This is a genomic window from Pseudomonas sp. MF4836 (assembly GCF_002018875.1).
Lineage (GTDB): Bacteria > Pseudomonadota > Gammaproteobacteria > Pseudomonadales > Pseudomonadaceae > Aquipseudomonas.
In genome coordinates this window covers 294,486-313,401 of record NZ_MVOL01000009.1, presented here as the reverse complement: position 1 = coordinate 313,401, position 18,916 = coordinate 294,486, and the positions used below count along the sequence as shown (strand labels likewise).

At 51.9% G+C, this 18,916-nt stretch carries 22 protein-coding genes, 1 tRNA gene and 1 pseudogene; 5 read left to right on the top strand and 19 right to left on the bottom strand.

What is annotated here, in order from left to right:
• From MF4836_RS22165 to MF4836_RS22110, 13 genes are all read right to left on the bottom strand, one after another.
• The coding region (locus MF4836_RS22165) for an NAD-dependent epimerase/dehydratase family protein (RefSeq protein WP_078472061.1) at positions 1-1,031 on the bottom strand (1,031 nt) is incomplete at its 3' end.
• 42 nt (positions 1,032-1,073) lie between these two features.
• Positions 1,074-2,120, bottom strand: coding sequence for a WavE lipopolysaccharide synthesis family protein (locus MF4836_RS22160; protein ID WP_078472049.1), 1,047 nt, complete (start codon positions 2,118-2,120; stop codon positions 1,074-1,076).
• Between the two features lies 1 nt (position 2,121).
• Complete coding sequence (locus tag MF4836_RS22155; RefSeq protein WP_078472048.1) at positions 2,122-3,627, bottom strand: GMC oxidoreductase; 1,506 nt, start codon at positions 3,625-3,627, stop codon at positions 2,122-2,124.
• A 3-nt stretch (positions 3,628-3,630) separates the two neighbouring features.
• Entirely contained in the window at positions 3,631-3,942 is a 312-nt protein-coding gene (locus MF4836_RS35110; protein WP_153050255.1) for a hypothetical protein, read from the bottom strand.
• A 1-nt stretch (position 3,943) separates the two neighbouring features.
• A complete protein-coding gene (locus MF4836_RS22150) occupies positions 3,944-4,588 on the bottom strand; it encodes a hypothetical protein (RefSeq protein ID WP_078472047.1) in 645 nt (214 codons plus the stop codon).
• On the bottom strand, positions 4,585-6,360 hold the full coding sequence (locus MF4836_RS22145) for a hypothetical protein (RefSeq protein ID WP_078472046.1): 1,776 nt from the start codon (positions 6,358-6,360) through the stop codon (positions 4,585-4,587). The genes MF4836_RS22150 and MF4836_RS22145 overlap by 4 nt, the downstream gene beginning before the upstream one ends.
• Before the next feature lie 3 nt (positions 6,361-6,363).
• Positions 6,364-6,690: a cupin domain-containing protein gene (locus MF4836_RS22140; protein ID WP_078472045.1), complete on the bottom strand. Its 327-nt coding sequence runs from the start codon at positions 6,688-6,690 to the stop codon at positions 6,364-6,366.
• Positions 6,687-7,424, bottom strand: a complete 738-nt coding sequence (locus MF4836_RS22135) for a glycosyltransferase family 2 protein (RefSeq protein WP_078472044.1) — start codon at positions 7,422-7,424, stop codon at positions 6,687-6,689. Before MF4836_RS22135 ends, MF4836_RS22140 begins: the two co-directional genes overlap by 4 nt.
• Positions 7,421-8,074 carry an HAD family hydrolase gene (locus MF4836_RS22130; RefSeq protein WP_078472043.1) on the bottom strand — a complete coding sequence of 218 codons (654 nt, stop codon included), beginning with the start codon at positions 8,072-8,074 and terminating at the stop codon, positions 7,421-7,423. Before MF4836_RS22130 ends, MF4836_RS22135 begins: the two co-directional genes overlap by 4 nt.
• Before the next feature lie 26 nt (positions 8,075-8,100).
• The gene (locus tag MF4836_RS22125) at positions 8,101-8,724 is read right to left on the bottom strand and encodes a phosphodiesterase (protein ID WP_078472042.1); all 624 of its coding nucleotides are present in this window, start codon (positions 8,722-8,724) and stop codon (positions 8,101-8,103) included.
• 1 nt (position 8,725) lies between these two features.
• A complete protein-coding gene (locus tag MF4836_RS22120) occupies positions 8,726-9,487 on the bottom strand; it encodes a glycosyltransferase family 2 protein (protein WP_078472041.1) in 762 nt (253 codons plus the stop codon).
• Between the two features lie 74 nt (positions 9,488-9,561).
• Positions 9,562-10,266: an ABC transporter ATP-binding protein gene (locus MF4836_RS22115; RefSeq protein ID WP_078472040.1), complete on the bottom strand. Its 705-nt coding sequence runs from the start codon at positions 10,264-10,266 to the stop codon at positions 9,562-9,564.
• Entirely contained in the window at positions 10,263-11,039 is a 777-nt protein-coding gene (locus MF4836_RS22110; protein WP_078472039.1) for an ABC transporter permease, read from the bottom strand. Before MF4836_RS22110 ends, MF4836_RS22115 begins: the two co-directional genes overlap by 4 nt.
• Positions 11,040-11,399: 360 nt before the next feature.
• Between MF4836_RS22110 and MF4836_RS35855 the strand changes: the two are divergent.
• Positions 11,400-11,654, top strand: a pseudogene (locus tag MF4836_RS35855) (transposase); the annotation flags it as partial.
• Between the two features lie 169 nt (positions 11,655-11,823).
• Here MF4836_RS35855 and MF4836_RS22100 read toward each other — a convergent pair.
• The 4 genes from MF4836_RS22100 to MF4836_RS22090 form a co-directional block, all read right to left on the bottom strand.
• Complete coding sequence (locus MF4836_RS22100) at positions 11,824-12,297, bottom strand: hypothetical protein (protein ID WP_078472038.1); 474 nt, start codon at positions 12,295-12,297, stop codon at positions 11,824-11,826.
• Positions 12,298-12,310: 13 nt separating this feature from the next.
• Positions 12,311-13,126 (bottom strand): ParA family protein, encoded by an 816-nt coding sequence (locus MF4836_RS22095; protein WP_078472037.1) that lies wholly within the window; start codon positions 13,124-13,126, stop codon positions 12,311-12,313.
• Positions 13,127-13,522: 396 nt separating this feature from the next.
• Positions 13,523-13,687 carry a hypothetical protein gene (locus tag MF4836_RS35400; RefSeq protein ID WP_161955759.1) on the bottom strand — a complete coding sequence of 55 codons (165 nt, stop codon included), beginning with the start codon at positions 13,685-13,687 and terminating at the stop codon, positions 13,523-13,525.
• The gene (locus MF4836_RS22090) at positions 13,684-14,886 is read right to left on the bottom strand and encodes a zincin-like metallopeptidase domain-containing protein (protein ID WP_078472036.1); all 1,203 of its coding nucleotides are present in this window, start codon (positions 14,884-14,886) and stop codon (positions 13,684-13,686) included. The genes MF4836_RS35400 and MF4836_RS22090 overlap by 4 nt, the downstream gene beginning before the upstream one ends.
• Before the next feature lie 178 nt (positions 14,887-15,064).
• On the opposite strand from MF4836_RS22090, the gene MF4836_RS22085 reads away from it, so the two are divergent.
• Both MF4836_RS22085 and MF4836_RS22080 read left to right on the top strand, forming a co-directional pair.
• Positions 15,065-15,646 (top strand): hypothetical protein, encoded by a 582-nt coding sequence (locus MF4836_RS22085; protein ID WP_238596171.1) that lies wholly within the window; start codon positions 15,065-15,067, stop codon positions 15,644-15,646.
• 65 nt (positions 15,647-15,711) lie between these two features.
• Positions 15,712-16,080, top strand: a complete 369-nt coding sequence (locus MF4836_RS22080) for a histone-like nucleoid-structuring protein, MvaT/MvaU family (RefSeq protein ID WP_078472034.1) — start codon at positions 15,712-15,714, stop codon at positions 16,078-16,080.
• Between the two features lie 39 nt (positions 16,081-16,119).
• Here the strand turns inward: MF4836_RS22080 and MF4836_RS22075 are convergent, their stop codons facing one another.
• Positions 16,120-16,827 (bottom strand): endonuclease NucS domain-containing protein, encoded by a 708-nt coding sequence (locus tag MF4836_RS22075; RefSeq protein ID WP_238596170.1) that lies wholly within the window; start codon positions 16,825-16,827, stop codon positions 16,120-16,122.
• Positions 16,828-17,007: 180 nt separating this feature from the next.
• Here MF4836_RS22075 and MF4836_RS22070 point away from each other — a divergent pair, with 180 nt between their 5' ends.
• Entirely contained in the window at positions 17,008-17,313 is a 306-nt protein-coding gene (locus tag MF4836_RS22070) for a hypothetical protein (protein WP_078472033.1), read from the top strand.
• Positions 17,314-17,645: 332 nt separating this feature from the next.
• Here MF4836_RS22070 and MF4836_RS22065 read toward each other — a convergent pair.
• Positions 17,646-17,730: transfer RNA gene (locus MF4836_RS22065), tRNA-Leu, on the bottom strand.
• Between the two features lie 108 nt (positions 17,731-17,838).
• On the opposite strand from MF4836_RS22065, the gene queA reads away from it, so the two are divergent.
• Positions 17,839-18,903, top strand: a complete 1,065-nt coding sequence (queA, locus tag MF4836_RS22060) for a tRNA preQ1(34) S-adenosylmethionine ribosyltransferase-isomerase QueA (protein ID WP_078472032.1) — start codon at positions 17,839-17,841, stop codon at positions 18,901-18,903.
• The last annotated feature ends 13 nt before the right edge of the window (positions 18,904-18,916 follow it).

Here is an 18,916-nt window from a genome sequence, read left to right as displayed (position 1 = left end):
TGTGTTAGTTGTGTGTGTTGGGCTCTAAGGAGTGGTGTAGGTGTAAGAGCGGCGGAAGCGGCAGTTGTGGATGAGAGACAGGTGTAGGGATTATAGTATTTTTGTTGAGCTAGCGACATCAAGGATCTAAACGGAGTAGATCTTCGGCAGCGTCGGATGTGTATAAGAGGCAGGATGGGAGGAGTCCAACCAAGCAGAGCGGTCGTGCTGCTCATCTCAATCTGCAGCGAGCCGGTAAGGCGTCTGGCCATGCTTTTTTTCCCTGCAAGACTAGCGACAGCACGAAGAACCGGCGTGGGCACGGGGACAAGACGGGCAGGCTTGCCCATAGCTCGTGCTACACGGCGCAGCAGCTCGGATGTGGAAACATCTTCCCCGTCGGAAGCCAGCAGCACCTTGCCCGCGGCATTGGGGTGATCGAGGCAGACCAAGATGAGGTCAACGAGATTGTCGACGCTGATCAGGGAGCGACGGTTATCGACAGCCCCAAGGGGGAGCGGGATTCCGCTTGCAATCCAGCCCACCATACGGGCGAAGTTGCCTGGAGCGCCCGGCCCGTAGACAAGTGGAGGACGAATGATGACCAGCTCCATGCCGCAGGCTTGACATAGGTGCACAAGACCACGCTCCGCTTCAATCTTGGAAATGGCGTATGGCTCCTCCGGCGCGGGCACGTCGCCTACGCTGAAAGGCCTATCACTGGTGACGCCGTGAACGCCAATTGAGCTGATGTAGATGAAGCGTTTTACCTGACGTTGGGCACATTGTCGGGCCAGGTTGAGCGTGAAATCGACGTTGACTTTTCGGTACTCAGCCAACGGATCAGTTGCCATCTCATTCAAAACGTGGGCGCGGGCAGCGGTATGCACTACCACATCAACGCCATCCAGTAGATCTAGGAAGTTGGCAGTCGAGAAGCACTGGTTAAGAGTGCTCGAATCAAGCACTTCAGGGAGTTCTTTTTTCCTGGATAGAGTGACAACCTGGTGGCAGTCTGTCTCCGCGAGCATACGCAGCAGAACACGGGCCATAAAGCCTGATGCGCCTGTAACTAATACCTTCACTTCTACCTCTCAAACTCTGTCGTTATTGGGGTGCTGGAGCCCCCGGAGTCTGCGCATGGCTGCCCTCGCAGATTTGGCTATGTGCGGTGAGACTACGGTCAACAAGATCGAAGCCAAGGCAATCCACCAGGCCAACCGGCCGAAGTTGAAGACGTACTTGTTGAGCCAAATTTTTCTGTATCGGGCTCGTCTTGCCTTCGGTGTCAAGCGCCCGGAATCAGCCAGTTCAGTCGCCTTATAGATCGTCTTCAGTGAATAGCCGGTCTTACGGAGTCTCTCCGGGAAATCCACCTCGCTGGTTTCCCAGTCGAGCACGGTGAAATTTTCGGACAGCAGACGCTCAGACAGCTCAACAAGCTCAGGGGATATATCCCCCGGCGTCTGCAAAGTGATGTCATAGCCCCTCTTTCGCATGAGCCCGAGCATCAAGCACTGCTCAGGGGTCATCCGCATTGCGCTGTACCCTACGAAGTTCCCGATGGGGTTTTTGTAGGGGGTAGTGGCGAAAACCTCTTCCTGGAGTCTAAGCTCCTGGTCCCAGAACCAAAGCATGTCCTCGCGGGTGCCGAACTGAATCAGGTCGGAGAGGTGAAACAGAAGCGGCACTTTCTCCGGGTTGCGGATGAAGAGGGTTGTGACGGTAATGGGCGTCTGCAGCAGGCGCGCGGCAAGCGGAACCCGAGGATCGTAACCACCCATCACAGCAATGTTCGAGCCCGTTAGGATGTGGTCGGTTCGGAGCTTGAGGACGTGGGAGCGTGACGCAGCCTGTATGCCGGTCAGAGTAGATACGAGCTGGCGGTTGGTGTTGTGCCGGTTGCCGTTGAAGTCCAAGAGAACGCCGGGATCGGCAGCTGTAACAACCACATCGGCATCAACCCCCCCCAGATCCTCGCCGGCCCAAGTGGAGACGATAATTTCCGCGTGGCGCAGGTGTGCCCGGACGGCCGAGATACAGGCGTTAATCCCTCTGGTTGGAGCCAGTGTTCGATACAGTGGGCCTTGGATCACTACGCTGATGTCGCGTGAATCTACCTTTTTCGTCCATCTGTCCATCTTAGCCAGCCCGCTTAATCAGTGGCTCGCCGGACTCTGAATTCAGCTTCTCGGCCAGCATCAAGCTCGTAGCGACGACAGTTACGGTGGGGTTGCGTGAGCCGCAGCGCGGGAACAGCGAGGAGCCGGCGACGCGGACGTTACTCGTGCCTTTGAGCTTGAAGTCAGCATCGACAACTGCGCGCGGGCCATTCCCCATCGAGAGCATCCCAATCAGGTGGTGGGTGCCCATCGCGTTCATGTAGTGCCTTTGCTCAGCCGAGCGAATAGGGCGCACTCCGAGCGCTTCCATTTTCTGGTAGATGCTCTCTATAACGCCGTTGTAGCGGATTTTGCTCTGGTGATACCCGGCAGTATCCATAGATACCTTGCCCGCTGAATAGGACAGCGAAACATCCCACTCGGGCGGTATCTCCAGCAGCACATAGAGGCTCCGGATGGAACTCATGTCCTTTAATGCGCCCTCAACATCCCAGGCGTTCACCTTTTCGATATCGAGCGCACCGGCCCTCGCAGCCTCCTTGGGCGGTGTCATCAGGGCCAGGGTCGTGTACTCGATGCCATCGTGCTCACCGGACAGCTCAGGGATAACAATCTGAGCGGCGGTATTGACCTGCAGGAAAGGGATATTCACGCCTGGCAAGACGCAGGCCAGCTCCGCGACAGCATGATCTTGATAGTGGTGACCCAGCAGCTCAGAAGGGGTAGCTGCAGGCAGATTGCTTTTCCAGAGTAGCTTGAGCGATTCGACACCGTGGGCGGCAACGACAACCCGATTGAAGCGAATCGAAAGCGGGCCATCTTCAGTCACGCAAATGGCTTCGACGGCCTTGTCGCCCTCAAAGCGCAGCCTGTCCACCATCATGCCATTGAGCACCTGCGTGTTGACTTGAACGTGCAGAGAGCGGGTTTTTGCGTCCATAGGGCACAGCTCGCAATCACCGGCACCAAGGCACTGACCCTGGCCCTGCGAGTTGTCCGCTGACAGGTTGTGCGCCTGGGCACCGATATAAGCTCCAGGGAAATATTTCCCCAGAGCGCCATGCCACTTATCTGAACCCTTGATTTCCGCGCGAGGATTGCGGCCCTCCGGATCTCTAGGGTCTGCACTAATCCGAAGAAGGGTCTCCGCGCGGCTGTAAAAGGGTAGCAACGTTTTATAGCTAAAGGGCCAAGGAAAGTCGGTGGATTCTCCGTCCAATACCGCTTGGCTAAGACGGAAGCTTAAACCGCCCCAGTGGTTCGAGCAACCACCGTCGACCAGAATGTATTCCGAGGCGCAGTCCTTCGGCATTTGCTCGGGGATGTTGAACGCATGCTTTGACTCATAGGAGCTGCGGATAAGGGCGTAGTGACGATTCGTTTTGTCCATCTGCATGAAGCGTTGGCGGCGCTCGAAGATGTTGAACTTCTCGCCGCGCTCAACAATGAGCGAATCGCCCTGCAGGGCGCTCGCTACTGACCGGCCTGCAAAGCCGTTACCAATGATCAGTGTGTCAATAAACATAAGTCACTCGGCCACTCGATAGAACCCAGGAGAGCCGTGATGCCGCTCATTGGCATCGACCACGAAGAGATTGCTGTTATGGTTCACAACCTCTATGACTACCTTTTGGCGGTCCTGGTCATTCACTGTGCGCGAGTAGAGCTTCAGCAATAGCTCATTGGAAACGTGCTGGAGTCGCACGCCAGCCATTGCGGCAGCGAAGTCGTCGGGGCTGCGAGCGGGAGTCGTACTGCCGTAAAAGCGTGCTGTCAGCAGGTGGCCTGCAGCCACACCGCCAGCCACGAGAATCCCCGAGACCAATGTTCTTCTTTTCACGTCAAATCCTCGTTTTAGTGCTCGCCCTACCTGCCTGCACGAACCGCTTGTAAATGAACATCGCCAGCCGATTCAAGCGGATAAAAGGAGCCCAAAGCAGCGGAAAGCTGACAAACACACGCTCGATGTCAGTGGACAGCATCAGCATCCTAACTTGATCAGACTGCGCCACTACTAGCTGCCCAGCAGGCAGATTATTGAAGGCCTGGTTAAGGGTTTGAGCAAAGAAAGCCAGGTACATACTGGGCACTGAGAACACTACGCTCTTGTGCCTCAGCGTTGGCGTTATGTAGTTGTAGCGGGCCAGCTTGCGAAAAAAGTCGATGCAGGTTTGCTGATCGTTTTGGCCACACTCGAACACAGCCCAGTCAGTGGCTAGGGCGTTGAGTTTCGTAGCGATTTGGTTCGCATCTACCAGCATTACCCCGTTTGCAATGCTGCCCTTTTCAAGCAGGAAGTCATTCAGGTGAAATGAGCTATGGTCTACCGGAGCATCATTCTGAGATACCTGAGTGAGGTTGTAGCGATCCTCGACGACAATCACCGGTGTCGCCTTGGTTGAGTCCTGCAGTGTGATACTAGCGAGCTGTTTGACCAGGTGATCGGTTGTGTCCTGCGCGCCGTTGGAGACAACGTAGATTTTCACTTGGACTTCTCCGTGTACGAGCTGAAGGGAGTGGAGTTGTAGATCGCCTTCACAGCAGCCCAAAGGCTCTCGAAGTAGAAAACCTTGCCATTGCCGGCGTAAGCCTGCACAGCGGAAATAACAATCCCTGGGAGAGCTAGCCAATTGTGGTGAAAATAATCGCCCAAGCTTTGGTAGAACCAGCTCTGATGGGGGCGCTGGTAAAGCATGTTGCGTATCTCGCTGCTGCTGGTAATAAGGTGCTGCTTGGCCGCTGCCGGATCAAGGAGGAACTGACGGGCAATGATCTCCTGCCGCGTATTTGGGAGCTGATCCAAGAGGACCAATCTCTCGAAGTCGGTAATGAAAGCACGGACCGCATCAATATCGTTGTTGAATGTGGACTGCTGCACCACTAGGTTGACCAGCTCAACCCAGTCACGCGCAGGCATTTCCTTTACGCCCGTTGGGATGCAAAACCCCTCGTGGTTCGCGACATACTTGTTAGCAAAGGTGCGTAACTTGCTGAGCGCATTTGCCGTGGAAACCTTGAACAGCGGTTTTTTTCTAAGGTGCGAGAAGAAATTCGGGCTTGTATGGCCCAGTTTGCCGTTTGCCATTTCGACTGTCGAACGAACTCCCAGCAGTGCCCTTGATGTAATTGACTGGGCAATACCGAACGGATTCACACGGCTCGGCACACCGGCCTTGCCAGCACGGATGCCCTGCTCGATGTCCTCGAACTCAACCCAGAACAACGATTCATCCAGTGGATAGGCATTCCATACTTCCTTGCGGCACACATACATGCTGCCAGTGGGATAGCTCATGTCCTTGTTGAAACGCATTGGGCTCGCGAAGCAAAAGCCCGTGCGCTCAATTTCGGTGAAGATCGACGGGGCAATGCTCACCGCTTCGCCGGAGGTGCGGTGCAGGCCCTGCAGGCCCTGTGCAACTTCACCCATGGCTAGGCCGTAGTCAGAATAGCGACGTGGGTGCATGGAAACCCGGTTATCAAAGAACATGCTCTGCAGGGTCATCAGGGGGTAGCGAGGCCCAAAGCGGCGCACCATTTCACCGAAGTTCTTGGGCAGGAAAACCCGGTCATGCAGGATCACGAGGTTGTTGTACTTGGCCTCAATGGCCAGGCGATTCTTTTTCTTGCAGATCTGCACCGGAGGCGCGGGGATGTCCTCACCGACGATTCGCACCTGGTCGAAGTAGGCAAAGTTCTTGCCCGGAGTACCGCACAAGATGATCTCCTTGTTCGGGATGTCGATCTCCAGAATGCGTTTGACCACTGCGTTAAGCACTGTGGCATCTTCAGGGCCTACCGGAATACTGAAAGTCCAGCTATCGAGATCATCGTCAGTCTCGGCCGGCAACTTGGCAACTTTCTCGTAGGTGATCTCAGTAGCAGTGCGTGACACAACAGCAAGGCCCGCCCGAAAGTATTCTCGGTCGAGATAGCACGCAACAGGGGTGTCTTCGATCAATGTCAGTCTTTGGCCGACATTCAGGAAGTGTGCTGCATCCCAGAGCAGCAAAGGCGCAAGCGGTGAATCGCTCTGGACGCCGAAAAAGCAGTAAGACCCTTCCCCAAACATGCTGATCGGCCGCATGGCGGCGTGCAGGTTCTTGATCACTTCACGGGGCTGGACCTTCCGATTTGCGCGGAAGGTAATGAGGTTCGAGCATTCGAGAGAAAGCTGAAGATCCGCCGGCAGCTCGCATAGCTTGCTAGTGGAGAGGTAGCCCAGGGACTTATGGTGCTTGAGGAGGGTCGTTTTCATCGGTTACTCGCCAACAACGTACTTGTCATCAAGAGCGCCAGGCACCTTCACCACTACCGTCGTGGCGTCGGTGATGGCCTCGAAAGCTGTGATGTCTCCTGGTTCGAGAACGATAATGTCGCCCTCATTCCAGGTTTGACCGCGCATGGAAACACTGCCGGACAGTACCAGCGTTATTTCAGTTGCAATCTTGTGATAGTGGGCAACTTCGCTGTCGCCAGCCTTGTAGGTCTTAACGCCTACTTCACAGGCCTCGGTGCTGAAAGCTGTGGGCTTGAAACCACCCACAAACCAGCCTTTGACCATATTGCCCAGCGTCGCAGAATTCATACGCATCCCCCTTGAACTTCATAGGCATGCAGTTGAGCTGCACTTTTAAGCGGGCGGTACTGACTCGGACTAACCCTATAAGAACCGATCTTCTTGTGCTGCAAAACCAGCTCGTTAAGGGCTGGAGCGATGTAGAAGGCATCATTAACCTTCGCGTCTTTACGGATCATATTCTTCACCGCCTCGATGAACATGCTGCCGGACTTGAACCAGTACATGCCGGAAACCGCGTTGGGGCTGATGGGGTTCTTTTCCGTTGCTTCCACGACTTCGCCGGCATCATTCAGGCGCACAAATGCGTAGCGCGGGTGCAGCGACTTGAAGATAACAACCCCTGCATCACGACCTTCATTGCGGAAAACAGTTGCCACCTTGGCAAATGGCTCGTCGAGGATTTCGTTCGCGCTGATGATTACCAGCTCGTTTTCGCTGTCGATTAGTTCGCTGGCCAGCAGTGCCGTGCAGGCGGCGCCTTTGGTAGTTTCGTGAACAGGGAAAGCCACTGCAGAAGGGTGCATCTGAGAAACCATGTTGCGCAGGTGGTACTTGTTCACGTCCGCATTGGGCAAAAGGCAGATAATCTTGTCGGGATTGAGGGCGGCGCAGTTCTCGATCAGTGACTGAATGAGCGGTACACCGTCAGCTTCGCTGAGGTAGTAAGGGAAATCGCCTTCTTGACGCGTGTCTTCAGCCTTGGTCCCTGCCAAGATGATGATGTTTAGCGTCTTTTTCACGGGGCACACTCCTTGAGGCAACGCTGTGCGCTGGCGTTGATTTCTTCGATCTTGTTGAGGATGTTTTCCAAGTTCACGTCCGTAGTTTCCGCAACCTCTAGGACATGAGCGCCGGAGGCTCGAGCGGCGCGGATGCCATTCTCGTTGTCTTCAACGATCAGGCACTCTTCGGGGCGAAACCCAAGGTCATTGATGGCCTTAATGTAGATGTCCGGAGCAGGCTTGCCCTTAGCCACGTCCTGGTTGGAGAGTTTCAGGTCGAGGTATTGATCCAGGCAGGATTTTTCCATCATCACTTCGACCGTATTGCGGATCGAATTCGAGGCGACCGCCAGCCGGTACCCCTGGTTTTTCAGGGAGGATAGGGCGTATTGATGGACGAATGTGGGCTTGCATTGGGCGTATACAATTTCCATCGTATAGGCCTGCTTCATCTCATTGATGAAGGGATGAAGCGCTTTCGGCAAGCCGTGCTCAACAGTCAGCATCTTCAGCTTGTGAGATGTAGGCAACCCATCATAGCTCGTCAAATGGTCATGGCGGCTGATATTGTACCCGAACAGATTCAGGGCCTTGTTCAGGGCATCGTAGTGCCAATCTTTAGCTTCGATAAGGACGCCGTCCATATCGAAAATAACCGCTTTGATCATTGTCTTTTCCTTGCGAATGGTCGCGATCAACGAACCTTGTTGAAAAACATATCGGCTTGCTCTGGCCTGTCGGTGCAAAGCATGAGTCCAGGCAAATCATTAAGCAGATGCAAAGAGTCCCAAGCGTTGGTTACATCGCGGCCATGCAGCTCAGGAGAAACCACGCACACTTTTTTTCCCTGATTCAGGTGCTTCACGATTTCTCGGTTCGGGCGATAACCTGCGGCGAAATGGTCAAGCCAGACACCGGCACACTGCTCTAACCAAGCCGGAGATGGCTCCACATCACTGTGGCGGGTGTAGGTGGTGACGCCCTCTGTAAGATAGCTGCGCATGTCAGGCACAGCCATATCGAATACGAACCAGTTAGTATGGCCGCGCTCTGCGAACTTGGCGGCAATGGCTCTCGCCAGGCCGTCTGCCTTGATATTGATCGCCAGTGGCAAATTCCGGCCGCCCATGATGTCCAGGAGATCATCCAGTGTCATTTCGTTGCCCATAGGCATGTCATGGGAAATGAGCAGACGGCCGGCGCAATCGCGCACATCGGTTTCGGTGCCATAACCCAGATCAAATGAACGATGGAATGCTACCGGCAAGTTCCGCTCATTCGGCTCCACCCAGTAGCCTCGGTGGCTAATGATTTCCATGTCAGCAAGCCTTACCAGCATTGGCCTGCTGACTGATAGGTAGAGAGAGGAAGTAATCGAGGTCGGCGGGGATGCCCAAGCCGTACATGCCCTGGCCTTCTGAGCCAACGGAATAGTGGATAATGCGAGCACCTTGTTCGATTATCTCGTTGTAGGCAGGGGCGACGTAAAACTCCCCGTTCACGCGCAGTTCCTTTTTGAACATCTGCTCAATGGCAGCAATGAGTTGCCGCCCGGTACGGAAGTTGTAGATGCCAACCGTTGCTTCGTCGGAGATAACTTCCTTCTCGACGACGCGGTTGATCGTCCCTTGCTCATTGAATCCGACGAATGACCACTTAGGGTCGTCAGCTTTCATAGTCATGATGATGCCGTCTGCGGCAGCGGCATCCATTGCTGCCAGGTAGTCGTCGATATTCACATCCACAAATTGGTCACTATTGGCGATCATGACCGGGTGCTCATTGTCGATTAGGGGTTTGGCTGCATGAACGGTACAGGCCGCGCCCTCCGTTACGCCGTAAAGCTCTACGATCTCGCAACCGGGTGCCCAAGCACTCAGTTTTTCGCGCAGGCCGTATGCTTCGACATGGGCGGCTTGGCAGATAAAGATGAATTTGTGGTCGCGCAGGGGCGTCAGGTTGTCGATCACAACCTTGATCATCGGAGCGCCATGCACGGGGATAAGCGGCTTGGGGTCTTTGTAGCCAGCTACTGCGAAACGGCTGCCGGCGCCGGCCATGGGTACGATAATTTGGAGCATAGGGTCACCTTTCAATGGCCAGTGTTGGTTGGCGCAATGGAGTTATCTGGGATCTTTGTCAATAAGCCGTGCTGCTAGAAGCGTCCCTCGTCGGTCACGCAGCCCTTTTCAAGGTGCAAATACCGCTGGCAAAATCGCTGGCCCTGCTCTTTCGAGTGAGTCACGAGAATCAAAGCCATGCCGTCATCCTGCATGTGGCGAATTCGCTGATAGCACTTATCTTGAAAGTCTTGGTCGCCTACCGCCAGCACCTCATCTGCAAGCAAGATCTGTGGGTCAACATGCACGGCCACAGAGAAGCCCAAGCGCATATACATGCCTGATGAGTAGTTTTTGACGGGCGTATCAATGAAGTTTCCGAGACCAGAAAAATCGGCGATGTCGTTAAAGCGAGAACGTGTTTCTCTGTTGGTGAGGCCGTAGAGGCTGGCGTTGAGGTAGATGTTTTCCTCTCCGGTCAGCTCAGGATGAAAACCAACACCAAGCTCGATGAGTGGCGCAATTCGGCCAAAGGCCTGAACCGAGCCACTTGTAGGCAGCAGAATCCCGCTAACCAGCTGCAGCAAGGTGCTCTTGCCGGAACCGTTGTGCCCAATCAGCGAAAGGGATTCGCCTTTGCATAGGGTAAACGAGACATCGTTTACGGCGCGAAGCGTTTCGATGCGCTCCTGGAAGCGCGGATTAAAAAGCCCTGCGATCTTGTGCTTCATTCCGCCGTGGTTATGGCGAACCATGAAGTCCTTGCTCAGGTTCTTAACCTTCAGGATGACGTTGCTCATAGAAGCTCAACCAGCTTGTCTGCACGTTTAAACACTAGTAGGCCTGCGGTGATTGAGACCAGCCCGATACCCCAGCAGAACGCGAGGTCGCGGGAAGAAGGCGGCACGCTTTCATGCAAAATCGCTGTGAAACTGTTGAAGAATGGCGCTAGCGGGTTAAAGGAAACGACATGGGCGATATCCTGTGGCAGCGCCGAGGTAATCCAAACGATTGGCGTCAGCCAGAAAAGAAGCGGGACAAATACCTCGGTGACATGCTTGATATCGCGCCAGGTGATTTGTAGAACGCTGATGGCGAGGGCCAGCCCCATAATCATCAGGACGTATGGGATTAGTACCAGCGGGTACCACAGCAATGCAGTACCTGCGTAGCCGCCAAGGAACTTGTAGAGAGTTGCATAGACAGCGATTGCCACCAGCCAGAAAGAGCAGACAGTTAGAGCGCCGGACAGCGGTATAAGTACCCGAGGGAAACGCAGCTTGCGGATCAGGCCACTATTACCAATGAGCCAATCGCTACTTTGAAGAATGATCTGACTGAAGAGCATCCAGTGGATGACGCCTGTCACCAGATGCAGGGCAAATCTGTCCTGATTGCTAGGCAGGATGTAGGTGAAAACCATGTAGTAGGTCAGTGTCACCACAAGCGGGTTACCCAGTGACCAGGCAAACCCTAGTACTGCCCCCATGTAGCGAATCTTGATTTCCTTCGCGACAATATTGAACACAAGGTCTCGCCACTTGAATAAATCAGTAAATCTATGAATGAGCATAATGCTAAATGCCTTAATCGAATCATATACAAACGGAACGGTACGGGTACAGAATCGAACGGGCTTAAATAAACCCGACCGAGCTTGATTCCACTACACCATTTGCTGAAAAAGGCTGACCGCGTAAGCGGGGTGGAATGCTGCGAGACGGGTCATCCTTAACTCCGGTTGAGAGGCTTGTCATACTCTGCATGTGGGCATTTTACACGAGCGGGCCTCATAAAAGACAGATACATCGTATCGCCCTTGCCTATAAGGGATACGCAAATGGTAGTGCTTGTTATTTACAGCGGCGATAAGGGTGGGAGACTTTTGGGTCAGGAGCGACGGCGCGGCTGGAGCCCATAGCAAAAACTGGCTATGGTTCGCGAGAGTCTTGAGCCAGGGTAAAGCGTTTCGATGGTGGTTCGGCGCAACGGGATCAAGGCCAGCTAACTGTTCCTGTGGCGCAAGCTGTATCAGGACGGCGGCTTGTCGGGGGGCAGTGCCGGTGAAGGTGTGGTGCCTGCCACCGAGCTGAGCGATGCGTTCAAGCAGATCCGTGAACCGCAACGGCTGCTGGGCAAGAAAACGATGGAAGCAGAAATCCTCAAAGAGGCTATGGCTCATGGACGGCTCTGATCAGGTGGTCAGGCGTATTTCAGCACATTTGGGAACTTGTTCGGAGGCTCCCTAGCTTTTTCAGAGGATGTTCGGAATGTACTCGGAGTTTCCTCGGAGAAGATTCAGTACGCTACAGGCAAAAAAAGCCCTGATTAAAGGGCTTGGGGGTGAATCAGTCACATCAATCTGTGTTCAAGCCAATGATGCTCAAGACCTCATTTCGTGCGTCCGCTCCCATGGCTTTCAAAAGCTGGTTACGCTCTTTAGGTGCGAGTGACAAGACTGCGACCTTTGTGAGCAGATCCTGCAGTGCTGGATCTGTTTGGGCGTGTAACCGCAGAAGGTTGATTTGCAAAACGTCCTGAAGGTGCGATTGCAGGGTAGCGTTTTCTTCATAGTGGGCTGTCCCTGTTACCTCTACGGTGCCGTTCAATAACGCATGGTAGTAGTCAGGTGTAGCTACTGAGACGTGCTTCTTACCCACGGTTGTGGTGCTAGGCGCATCCAGAAACGCTCTACCAACCGCCTGGATTTTTTCTTCAATCGTTTGCTCAACCAAAGGCGCTTGGATTCCTACTGAAATCTTTGAAAGGCTTGCTGACTGGTTTTTGTTGATACGTGCTTGCATTGCTTGAATGTCTATAGTTTTGCTCATGTTATTTCTCCTATTAATTATTGATGTTAAGTTCTGCGAAAATTTGATCAGCGATAGCTTTGAATTCTGCTTTCGCAATATCACTTTCTGCGCTATTGGAACTGAAAATTGATTTGGCCTGCGCAAGCATATTTGGATAAATAGCGCGATAAACCATTGGTGCTAAAAGAGGTGGATGAGTTTCCCCATACGCAAAATGGAAATCTGTCAGTGTCTCTTCGATACGGCTGATACCCTTGGCACCCTTGTATTTCGATGATTCGAAGCTGATCAAGCTGCGAATGATGGTGTCCAGGCTCTTACCTTTCGACTCCATACCGGCTTTCAATTCTTTGACTACTCGACCTATGTAAGGTGCTGTTTTCAATTCTTGTGCATCTGCTTTGAAGGGGAAAATTGCAAGGTCGGATTTTTTCAAAATCTCTAGGAACTCCGGCTTTATCTCATCTGTTGAAGTGTAAATATTTGCAGGAATGTCTACTAAGATGAAATCAAATTCTGTGTGAGTATTTTGTACGTTATCAATATTGAAGCTTGCGATAGCCGAACCGTAAACCTTCAATTTAGCACTCATGGTTAAATTTTTAATTTTCTGGTTTAAGTGTGGTATGTTTTTAAAGTTTTCATTATCAGTGTTTATTGTGATCAGGTCTGTGAGAGTTTTAATTGCTTTGTCTTTCATTTCTTGACGTTGGACATAGAAGTCATCAGCGGCTCTGATGGGATCAAGATCCACATACAGAATTGAAAAGCCAAGTTGCAAAAGGTAGTCGGCAAGATTAAGTAGGAATGTAGTCTTCCCACTGCTTTTATGTGAGGCAGCAACGATGGTTTTAGTTTTTTCTTTTCAATCTGGTTAAGCGTTATGGCTGTTTTCATTTTATTCTTCCTTTATTTTTAGGTTGTTTTAAATATCGTAGCATTTAGATTTATAGAAATAGGGGGTTATTAGGAATACTTTAGGAATATTTTCCTAGTCCTTTATTAATTAGGTCGGAATTGATTCTGAATGCTTTGTGAATCTGTTCGGAACGTATTCGGAATTGGCTCCGAATGAATTCATAGGGGGGGATCATAAACATCACTATTACTTAGCTCCAGCTAAGAATTTCGTGGCGTTAGACTGAAGGGATATCAAAACCTTTGATTTTCGAGTTTGTGGATATCAAAACGAAAAAAACAGGAATCTCTTCCTATTTTGATTCTAGGTTCATAATTTATCTCCTTAGTAAATCCTTTCTGGTAATGAATCTAGAACGGCTTCGTGATTGGATTCCTCTACAAAACATTCCTCTGTCAGCATTCCTTGCTCGTAAAGCTCCATCAGCTCTACGTCTCCATCAATGAGATCTTCTAAGGCTTGTTTTCTGTTTTTCTCGAAATTATTCATATTTTCAATGTCCTCTTCTTTTGTTGTATGGGTGTGGCTGTCTCTACCTGGATGTCGTGGCTGCTGATGGTCGGCGCCTTCACCTGTGGCGTGGAATCCACTTCAGAGCGAGATAGGCGCTGTTTGATGAAGTCAGAGACGGGTAGGGTGGGGTCGAGTTCGTACTTTGCTTTAAGGTCATTCTCAAGCTTGTAGATGATCTCGTTGGCGGTGCGGTCTGCGTCTGCGGCAGCTTTGAATACCTGGTCAGGTTTGTCCCTCAAGCCCTTGAGAGCCCAACCCACATCGTAGGTCTGGTGGTTGGCAAAAAACGCCTCGTCAAGCTGGTCACGCATGCCATCCGTGAGGTTGAAGTTCAGATGCTTGATGACAGCTTGAGCTGATAGGTTTGCTACTAGCTCTTCATAAGCTCGGTGTTCATCGCTTTGGACATATTTTGCGAGGCTTTCACGGTTCTTGCGGCTGGGTACTCCGTAGGAGTGGCTGACTTCATGCAATAGGGTGGATAGCTCATGCAGGTCGCTCTTGAAGTGGCTAGAAGGTGACATATAGATGGTGTCTTCACCGGGGGAGAAGTAATTGCTGTGTTCCGCCCCTGCGTGCCTTTTGAGCGGTATGGGCATCGTATCCATGACTGACTGAAGCACGGTCTGTACTTCTGATGGGGTTGGGATCTTGGCGCGTTGCGCCATCTGCGCTTTTATCTTGTCTGGTAGCTCCCCTGTGAACTGCTGCAGGTTGAAGACAGGGGATAGCTTTGAAGCACGTCTATAGATGGCTTTGCCTTCCGCATTGTCCTGGTCATCGTTACCTCCAGCACCTGGCTTTTCGCCGTCCTTGACGAACCCTATCTGCATGCCAAAGTGGTGAACAACGAAATCAGCCTTTTCGCCTTTGTTGGACAGGCCAGCGTCAAACCCTTGCTTCGCCGTCATGTAGTAGGGCAGTTCAAAGCCTTTCTCTTTGCCAAGCATCGAAAGCAGCATCGAGTTTTCGAGGTTGTAGACTGTTCCTGATATCGGGTTCAGGTATCGGATTTTGAAGCACGGCGAATTCCAAACCGGCACGTCTGGATTTTCTGCCTGGAGCATTGCGTGGATGCTATCGACCTTATCCGCAAGGAATCCTTCCAGCTTCTCTTTACTGTTGTCGATGTACTCCTTTTTTTCTTTGTATGATTTTCGTTTAGCTACTGCCATTTTGTTTCTGGTTGTTATATGACTGATTTTACCATTTCATTTTTAGAAGGCATTCGCTACGCGAAATAAAGGCAGGGGCACTGTGTCTAGACGAACTGTTGGGCATTGCAGGGAAAAGCAATTTTTAAGCTATATCTGCCGGGTTTCGTAAGGTTCTAAAATATTTCTTGGAACGATCTTGATTGATCCAACAGACTGGAGCTATGGTTTTGCCTCTAACCAACATCGAGTGATTCAAATGAAAAGGATTTTGACTGCTGTCGTTCTTGCCATGTGCGTAGCTTCTGCAAGCCACGCAGATGACCGATTCACCTTTGAAAAATACCCGGCGTCATCTGTCTCTTCCAAGCCACTAGCTAAAGTCGATTGGTCGAGTAACAAAGCCCTAGCAGGGCAGTGGCGCATAAAAGAATCTATCGAAGGCACCGTTGGCAAGAAAGCCGATTTTGCGGGGCACTTTGTGGTCGCTACTTATGGTTGCGGCACGGGATGCCAAGCCACGGTCTTCGTTGATGTGAACGATGGGAAGCTTTACAAAGCTCCTATGCAGTTCCCAAGCGAAGATGACAGCCTTGCACCAGCAAACGGTGGTCTCTCACACAAAGCCAGTAGCAATGCAATTTTTATGAGCGATCTGCGTTACTACAAAGCTGGTAGCCCTGACATGATGCAAAATGACGGGGTTGTGCTTTGGAATGAAAAGTCAAAAAAATTTGAACTTGTAGCAAAATCCAAACCTATTCTTGTGAAGATGGATTGACCAATTTTCCGATTTAAATGATTTCATGTATCATCAAATCGCAACCAATTTATAAGGTATGAAAAATGTCGAAGCTTGCAGAATTCCGTCAGCTTGAAAAGCACCTTGCAGAACAGTTGGCAGCCTTGGAAGTACTGAAGGGTGATGAAGGTCTGGCTCAAGAAATAGAATTTGAACAAAAGCTGCGCAATCTGCTGGGCGAATACGGCAAAAGCTTGCGTGAAGTGATTTTGATTCTTGACCCTGCTGCTTCTAGCCGTAAAGGTTCAGCTCCTGCCCCAATCAAGGCTACCCGCCGCGAGCGCCTGGTTAAGGTCTACAAGAACCCGCACACTGGTGAAACCATCGAAACCAAAGGTGGCAACCACAAGCAGTTAAAAGAGTGGAAAAGCGAGTTCGGTGCTGAAACAGTGGAATCTTGGTTGAGCAAGTAACACGCCAGCTATCATGCCGCCGCAATGGCGGCATGTGCTTCACCTCGCATTGCCTGCTTTGATCTCGTTTAGGGTGAAGCTGATGTGATACTCAAAAAGTGAGACGTTAGGCACTGCCACCACCGCATGGCGAAGATTCTGGCTTATGTTTTTTGCAACAATGACTCCCTTCACCTTCGCTCCTTCTTCCCTGTTCGTAATCAACCAGCCCATGTACCGGCTGATTTGGCCTATGGCTTTGTCTGCGACACGTCCACGTTTCAGCTCAAAGACGACAAAAGCTCCATCACTATCAACCGCCAAAATATCTATCGGTCCTACACCTGTCGGGTACTCAATGCCATCTCGGCCTTGGTCATCGACGTATAGGCGCAAGCTTTTGCCATCAACAGACAGTGATTCGATGTTATGAGCGATGAAATCTCGCAACTGCCATTCAAGCTCAAAGACGCTGCCCCGAGCATCATCAGGCGTTTCTCTACCTTCCTGCTCTAGCTCTTCGTCTTCGATGGCCTTAAGAGCGGTTTGTGGCGTTCCTGGGTGGAGGATCAAAACCTGCGTCTCGGTTTCATCTATGACCCAACCCATGCGGGCAAACCCTTTGCGAAGCTGCTGTGAATTAGCTTCGTTAGGGTTCAATGAGGGGGCTTCATTCGGGTTCTGCCTGCACCACTCCTTCATAGGGAAGAGATCGCTAGCTCCTTCTTGCCCTGCTTTCACTATCAGGTATTTCTTAGGTGGCTGCATGAGCTGACTCAAATCCTTTCATAGCGTAGGAGGGCAGATTACCCGGTCTTGAGGGAGCAAAGCCATTCCGTGTGTGGTTTTTACTTTAGTCTATTAGATATTTTCTTGCTTAATTTAATAGGTTGAACGGAGTTGGCTTTTTCGGAAATGGTATAATTAATTTATGACCATGAGAAAGTAATGAGTAAGAATAAAGCAATTGAAAAAATGTTAGTAGCTGGATTTAAAGAAGTAATCGCTGACTTGTTTGGTGTTTTTAAGTTTGGTAATAAGGCTTTGGATGGAGGGTTGCGTATTTTTGATCAGCAGGTTTCAGAGTTTAAGGCCGATGGTTCTAAAGTTATTGGTTTTCAATTGATTTCAATTGAAGAATCAGATGATGTGGCTTTGATTGTCTATCAAATAATCGGTAAAGATAAGAAGCATGTGAACGAGCTGGGATATTTCATTAAAGCCCTTGATCCTGCAAAACCTACAATCCATTGATTGAAATCGCTTCGGCGGTTTTTTTTTGCTTTAGGGCGGGGGCGCATGGCTATTTGGCATTCCGCTGCGCGGGAAGATGTGCCTTCAGGGGTTGCTAGGAGTGGAAGCTCTGGAAAAGCAGAAAAGGCGTTTTCAGCCTGATCATTTTGAGGGGAGGGGGCATGGACCAGAGGAACCCTTGCAGGCTGTGGTTTTGAGCGATTTTTGAGCAATAAAAAACCCGGCGCGTGGGCCGGGTTTTCTGATTTGGAAGTTCCAAAAACACTTCCAAAAACTACTTCCAAAACTTTAAAACCGTAAGCTGGTAAGTGCTTGATTTTAAAGGAAAATCTTGGTGCCCCGAGGGAGACTCGAACTCCCACTCCTTTCGAAAACGGATTTTGAATCCGCCGCGTCTACCAATTCCGCCATCAGGGCTCAATGGCGGCGAAGTATAGAGAGGTGATTACCGTTGGTCAATCAGCTTTCATGGTCAATTTTGGCTATTTCCGCTAAACTTTCCGGCCCTGCTAGACGAACCCCATCATGCGCGTTGCTGACTTTACCTTCGAGCTTCCCGATTCGCTGATCGCCCGCCATCCCCTGGCCGAGCGTCGCGGTAGTCGCCTGTTGACCCTTGATGGGCCTACGGGTGCCCTGGCCCACCGTCAATTCACTGATTTGCTTGAGCATTTGCGCCCGGGCGACTTGATGGTGTTCAACAATACCCGGGTGATTCCGGCACGGCTGTTTGGCCAGAAAGCTTCCGGCGGCAAGCTGGAAATTCTGGTGGAGCGGGTGCTCGACAGTCATCGCGTGCTGGCCCATGTGCGTTCCAGCAAGTCGCCCAAGCCGGGTTCGACGATCCTCATCGAGGGCGGCGGTCAGGCGCAAATGCTGGCTCGGCATGACACGCTGTTCGAGCTGGGGTTTGCCGAAGAAGTGCTGCCCTTGCTCGATCGCGTCGGCCATATGCCGTTGCCTCCTTATATAGACCGTCCGGATGAAGGCGCGGACCGCGAGCGCTATCAGACGGTGTACGCCGAGCGCCTGGGCGCGGTGGCGGCGCCGACTGCCGGGCTGCATTTCGACCAGCCGTTGCTGGAAGCGATTGCGGCCAAGGGCGTCGAGACTGCGTTCGTGACCCTGCACGTCGGTGCCGGGACGTTCCAACCGGTACGCGTGGAGCGTATCGAAGACCACCATATGCATAACGAATGGCTGGAAGTCGGCCATGACGTGGTGGATGCGGTCGCGGCCTGCCGTGCGCGTGGTGGTCGGGTGGTGGCGGTGGGCACGACCAGCGTGCGTTCCCTGGAAAGTGCCGCGCGCGATGGTGTGCTCAAGCCGTTCAGTGGCGACACCGACATCTTTATCTACCCGGGCCGGCCGTTTCATGTGGTCGACGCCCTGGTCACCAACTTTCATTTGCCCGAGTCCACGCTGTTGATGCTGGTTTCGGCGTTCGCCGGTTATCCCGAGGCCATGGCCGCCTACAAGGCCGCCGTCGAGCATGGGTACCGCTTTTTCAGCTACGGTGATGCGATGTTCATCACCCGTAACCCTGCGCCTACCGCTCCCAAGGATTCGGCCCCAGAGGAAACAGAATGAGTCGCACAAGTCG

Bases quoted from the DNA above. Each gene is read 5' to 3' on its own strand.
- MF4836_RS22115 (WP_078472040.1), bottom strand. From the start codon at position 10,266: ATGAGCAACGTCATCCTGAAGGTTAAGAACCTGAGCAAGGACTTCATG.
- MF4836_RS22130 (WP_078472043.1), bottom strand. From the start codon at position 8,074: ATGATCAAAGCGGTTATTTTCGATATGGACGGCGTCCTTATCGAAGCT.
- MF4836_RS22125 (WP_078472042.1), bottom strand. From the start codon at position 8,724: ATGGAAATCATTAGCCACCGAGGCTACTGGGTGGAGCCGAATGAGCGG.
- MF4836_RS22080 (WP_078472034.1), top strand. From the start codon at position 15,712: ATGTCGAAGCTTGCAGAATTCCGTCAGCTTGAAAAGCACCTTGCAGAA.
- MF4836_RS22090 (WP_078472036.1), bottom strand. From the start codon at position 14,886: ATGGCAGTAGCTAAACGAAAATCATACAAAGAAAAAAAGGAGTACATC.
- MF4836_RS35400 (WP_161955759.1), bottom strand. From the start codon at position 13,687: ATGAATAATTTCGAGAAAAACAGAAAACAAGCCTTAGAAGATCTCATT.
- MF4836_RS22120 (WP_078472041.1), bottom strand. From the start codon at position 9,487: ATGCTCCAAATTATCGTACCCATGGCCGGCGCCGGCAGCCGTTTCGCA.
- MF4836_RS22070 (WP_078472033.1), top strand. From the start codon at position 17,008: ATGAGTAAGAATAAAGCAATTGAAAAAATGTTAGTAGCTGGATTTAAA.
- MF4836_RS22155 (WP_078472048.1), bottom strand. From the start codon at position 3,627: ATGTTTATTGACACACTGATCATTGGTAACGGCTTTGCAGGCCGGTCA.
- MF4836_RS22075 (WP_238596170.1), bottom strand. From the start codon at position 16,827: ATGCAGCCACCTAAGAAATACCTGATAGTGAAAGCAGGGCAAGAAGGA.
- MF4836_RS22100 (WP_078472038.1), bottom strand. From the start codon at position 12,297: ATGAGCAAAACTATAGACATTCAAGCAATGCAAGCACGTATCAACAAA.
- MF4836_RS22140 (WP_078472045.1), bottom strand. From the start codon at position 6,690: ATGAATTCTGCGACGCTGGGCAATATGGTCAAAGGCTGGTTTGTGGGT.
- MF4836_RS22160 (WP_078472049.1), bottom strand. From the start codon at position 2,120: ATGGACAGATGGACGAAAAAGGTAGATTCACGCGACATCAGCGTAGTG.
- queA (WP_078472032.1), top strand. From the start codon at position 17,839: ATGCGCGTTGCTGACTTTACCTTCGAGCTTCCCGATTCGCTGATCGCC.
- MF4836_RS22145 (WP_078472046.1), bottom strand. From the start codon at position 6,360: ATGAAAACGACCCTCCTCAAGCACCATAAGTCCCTGGGCTACCTCTCC.
- MF4836_RS22110 (WP_078472039.1), bottom strand. From the start codon at position 11,039: ATGCTCATTCATAGATTTACTGATTTATTCAAGTGGCGAGACCTTGTG.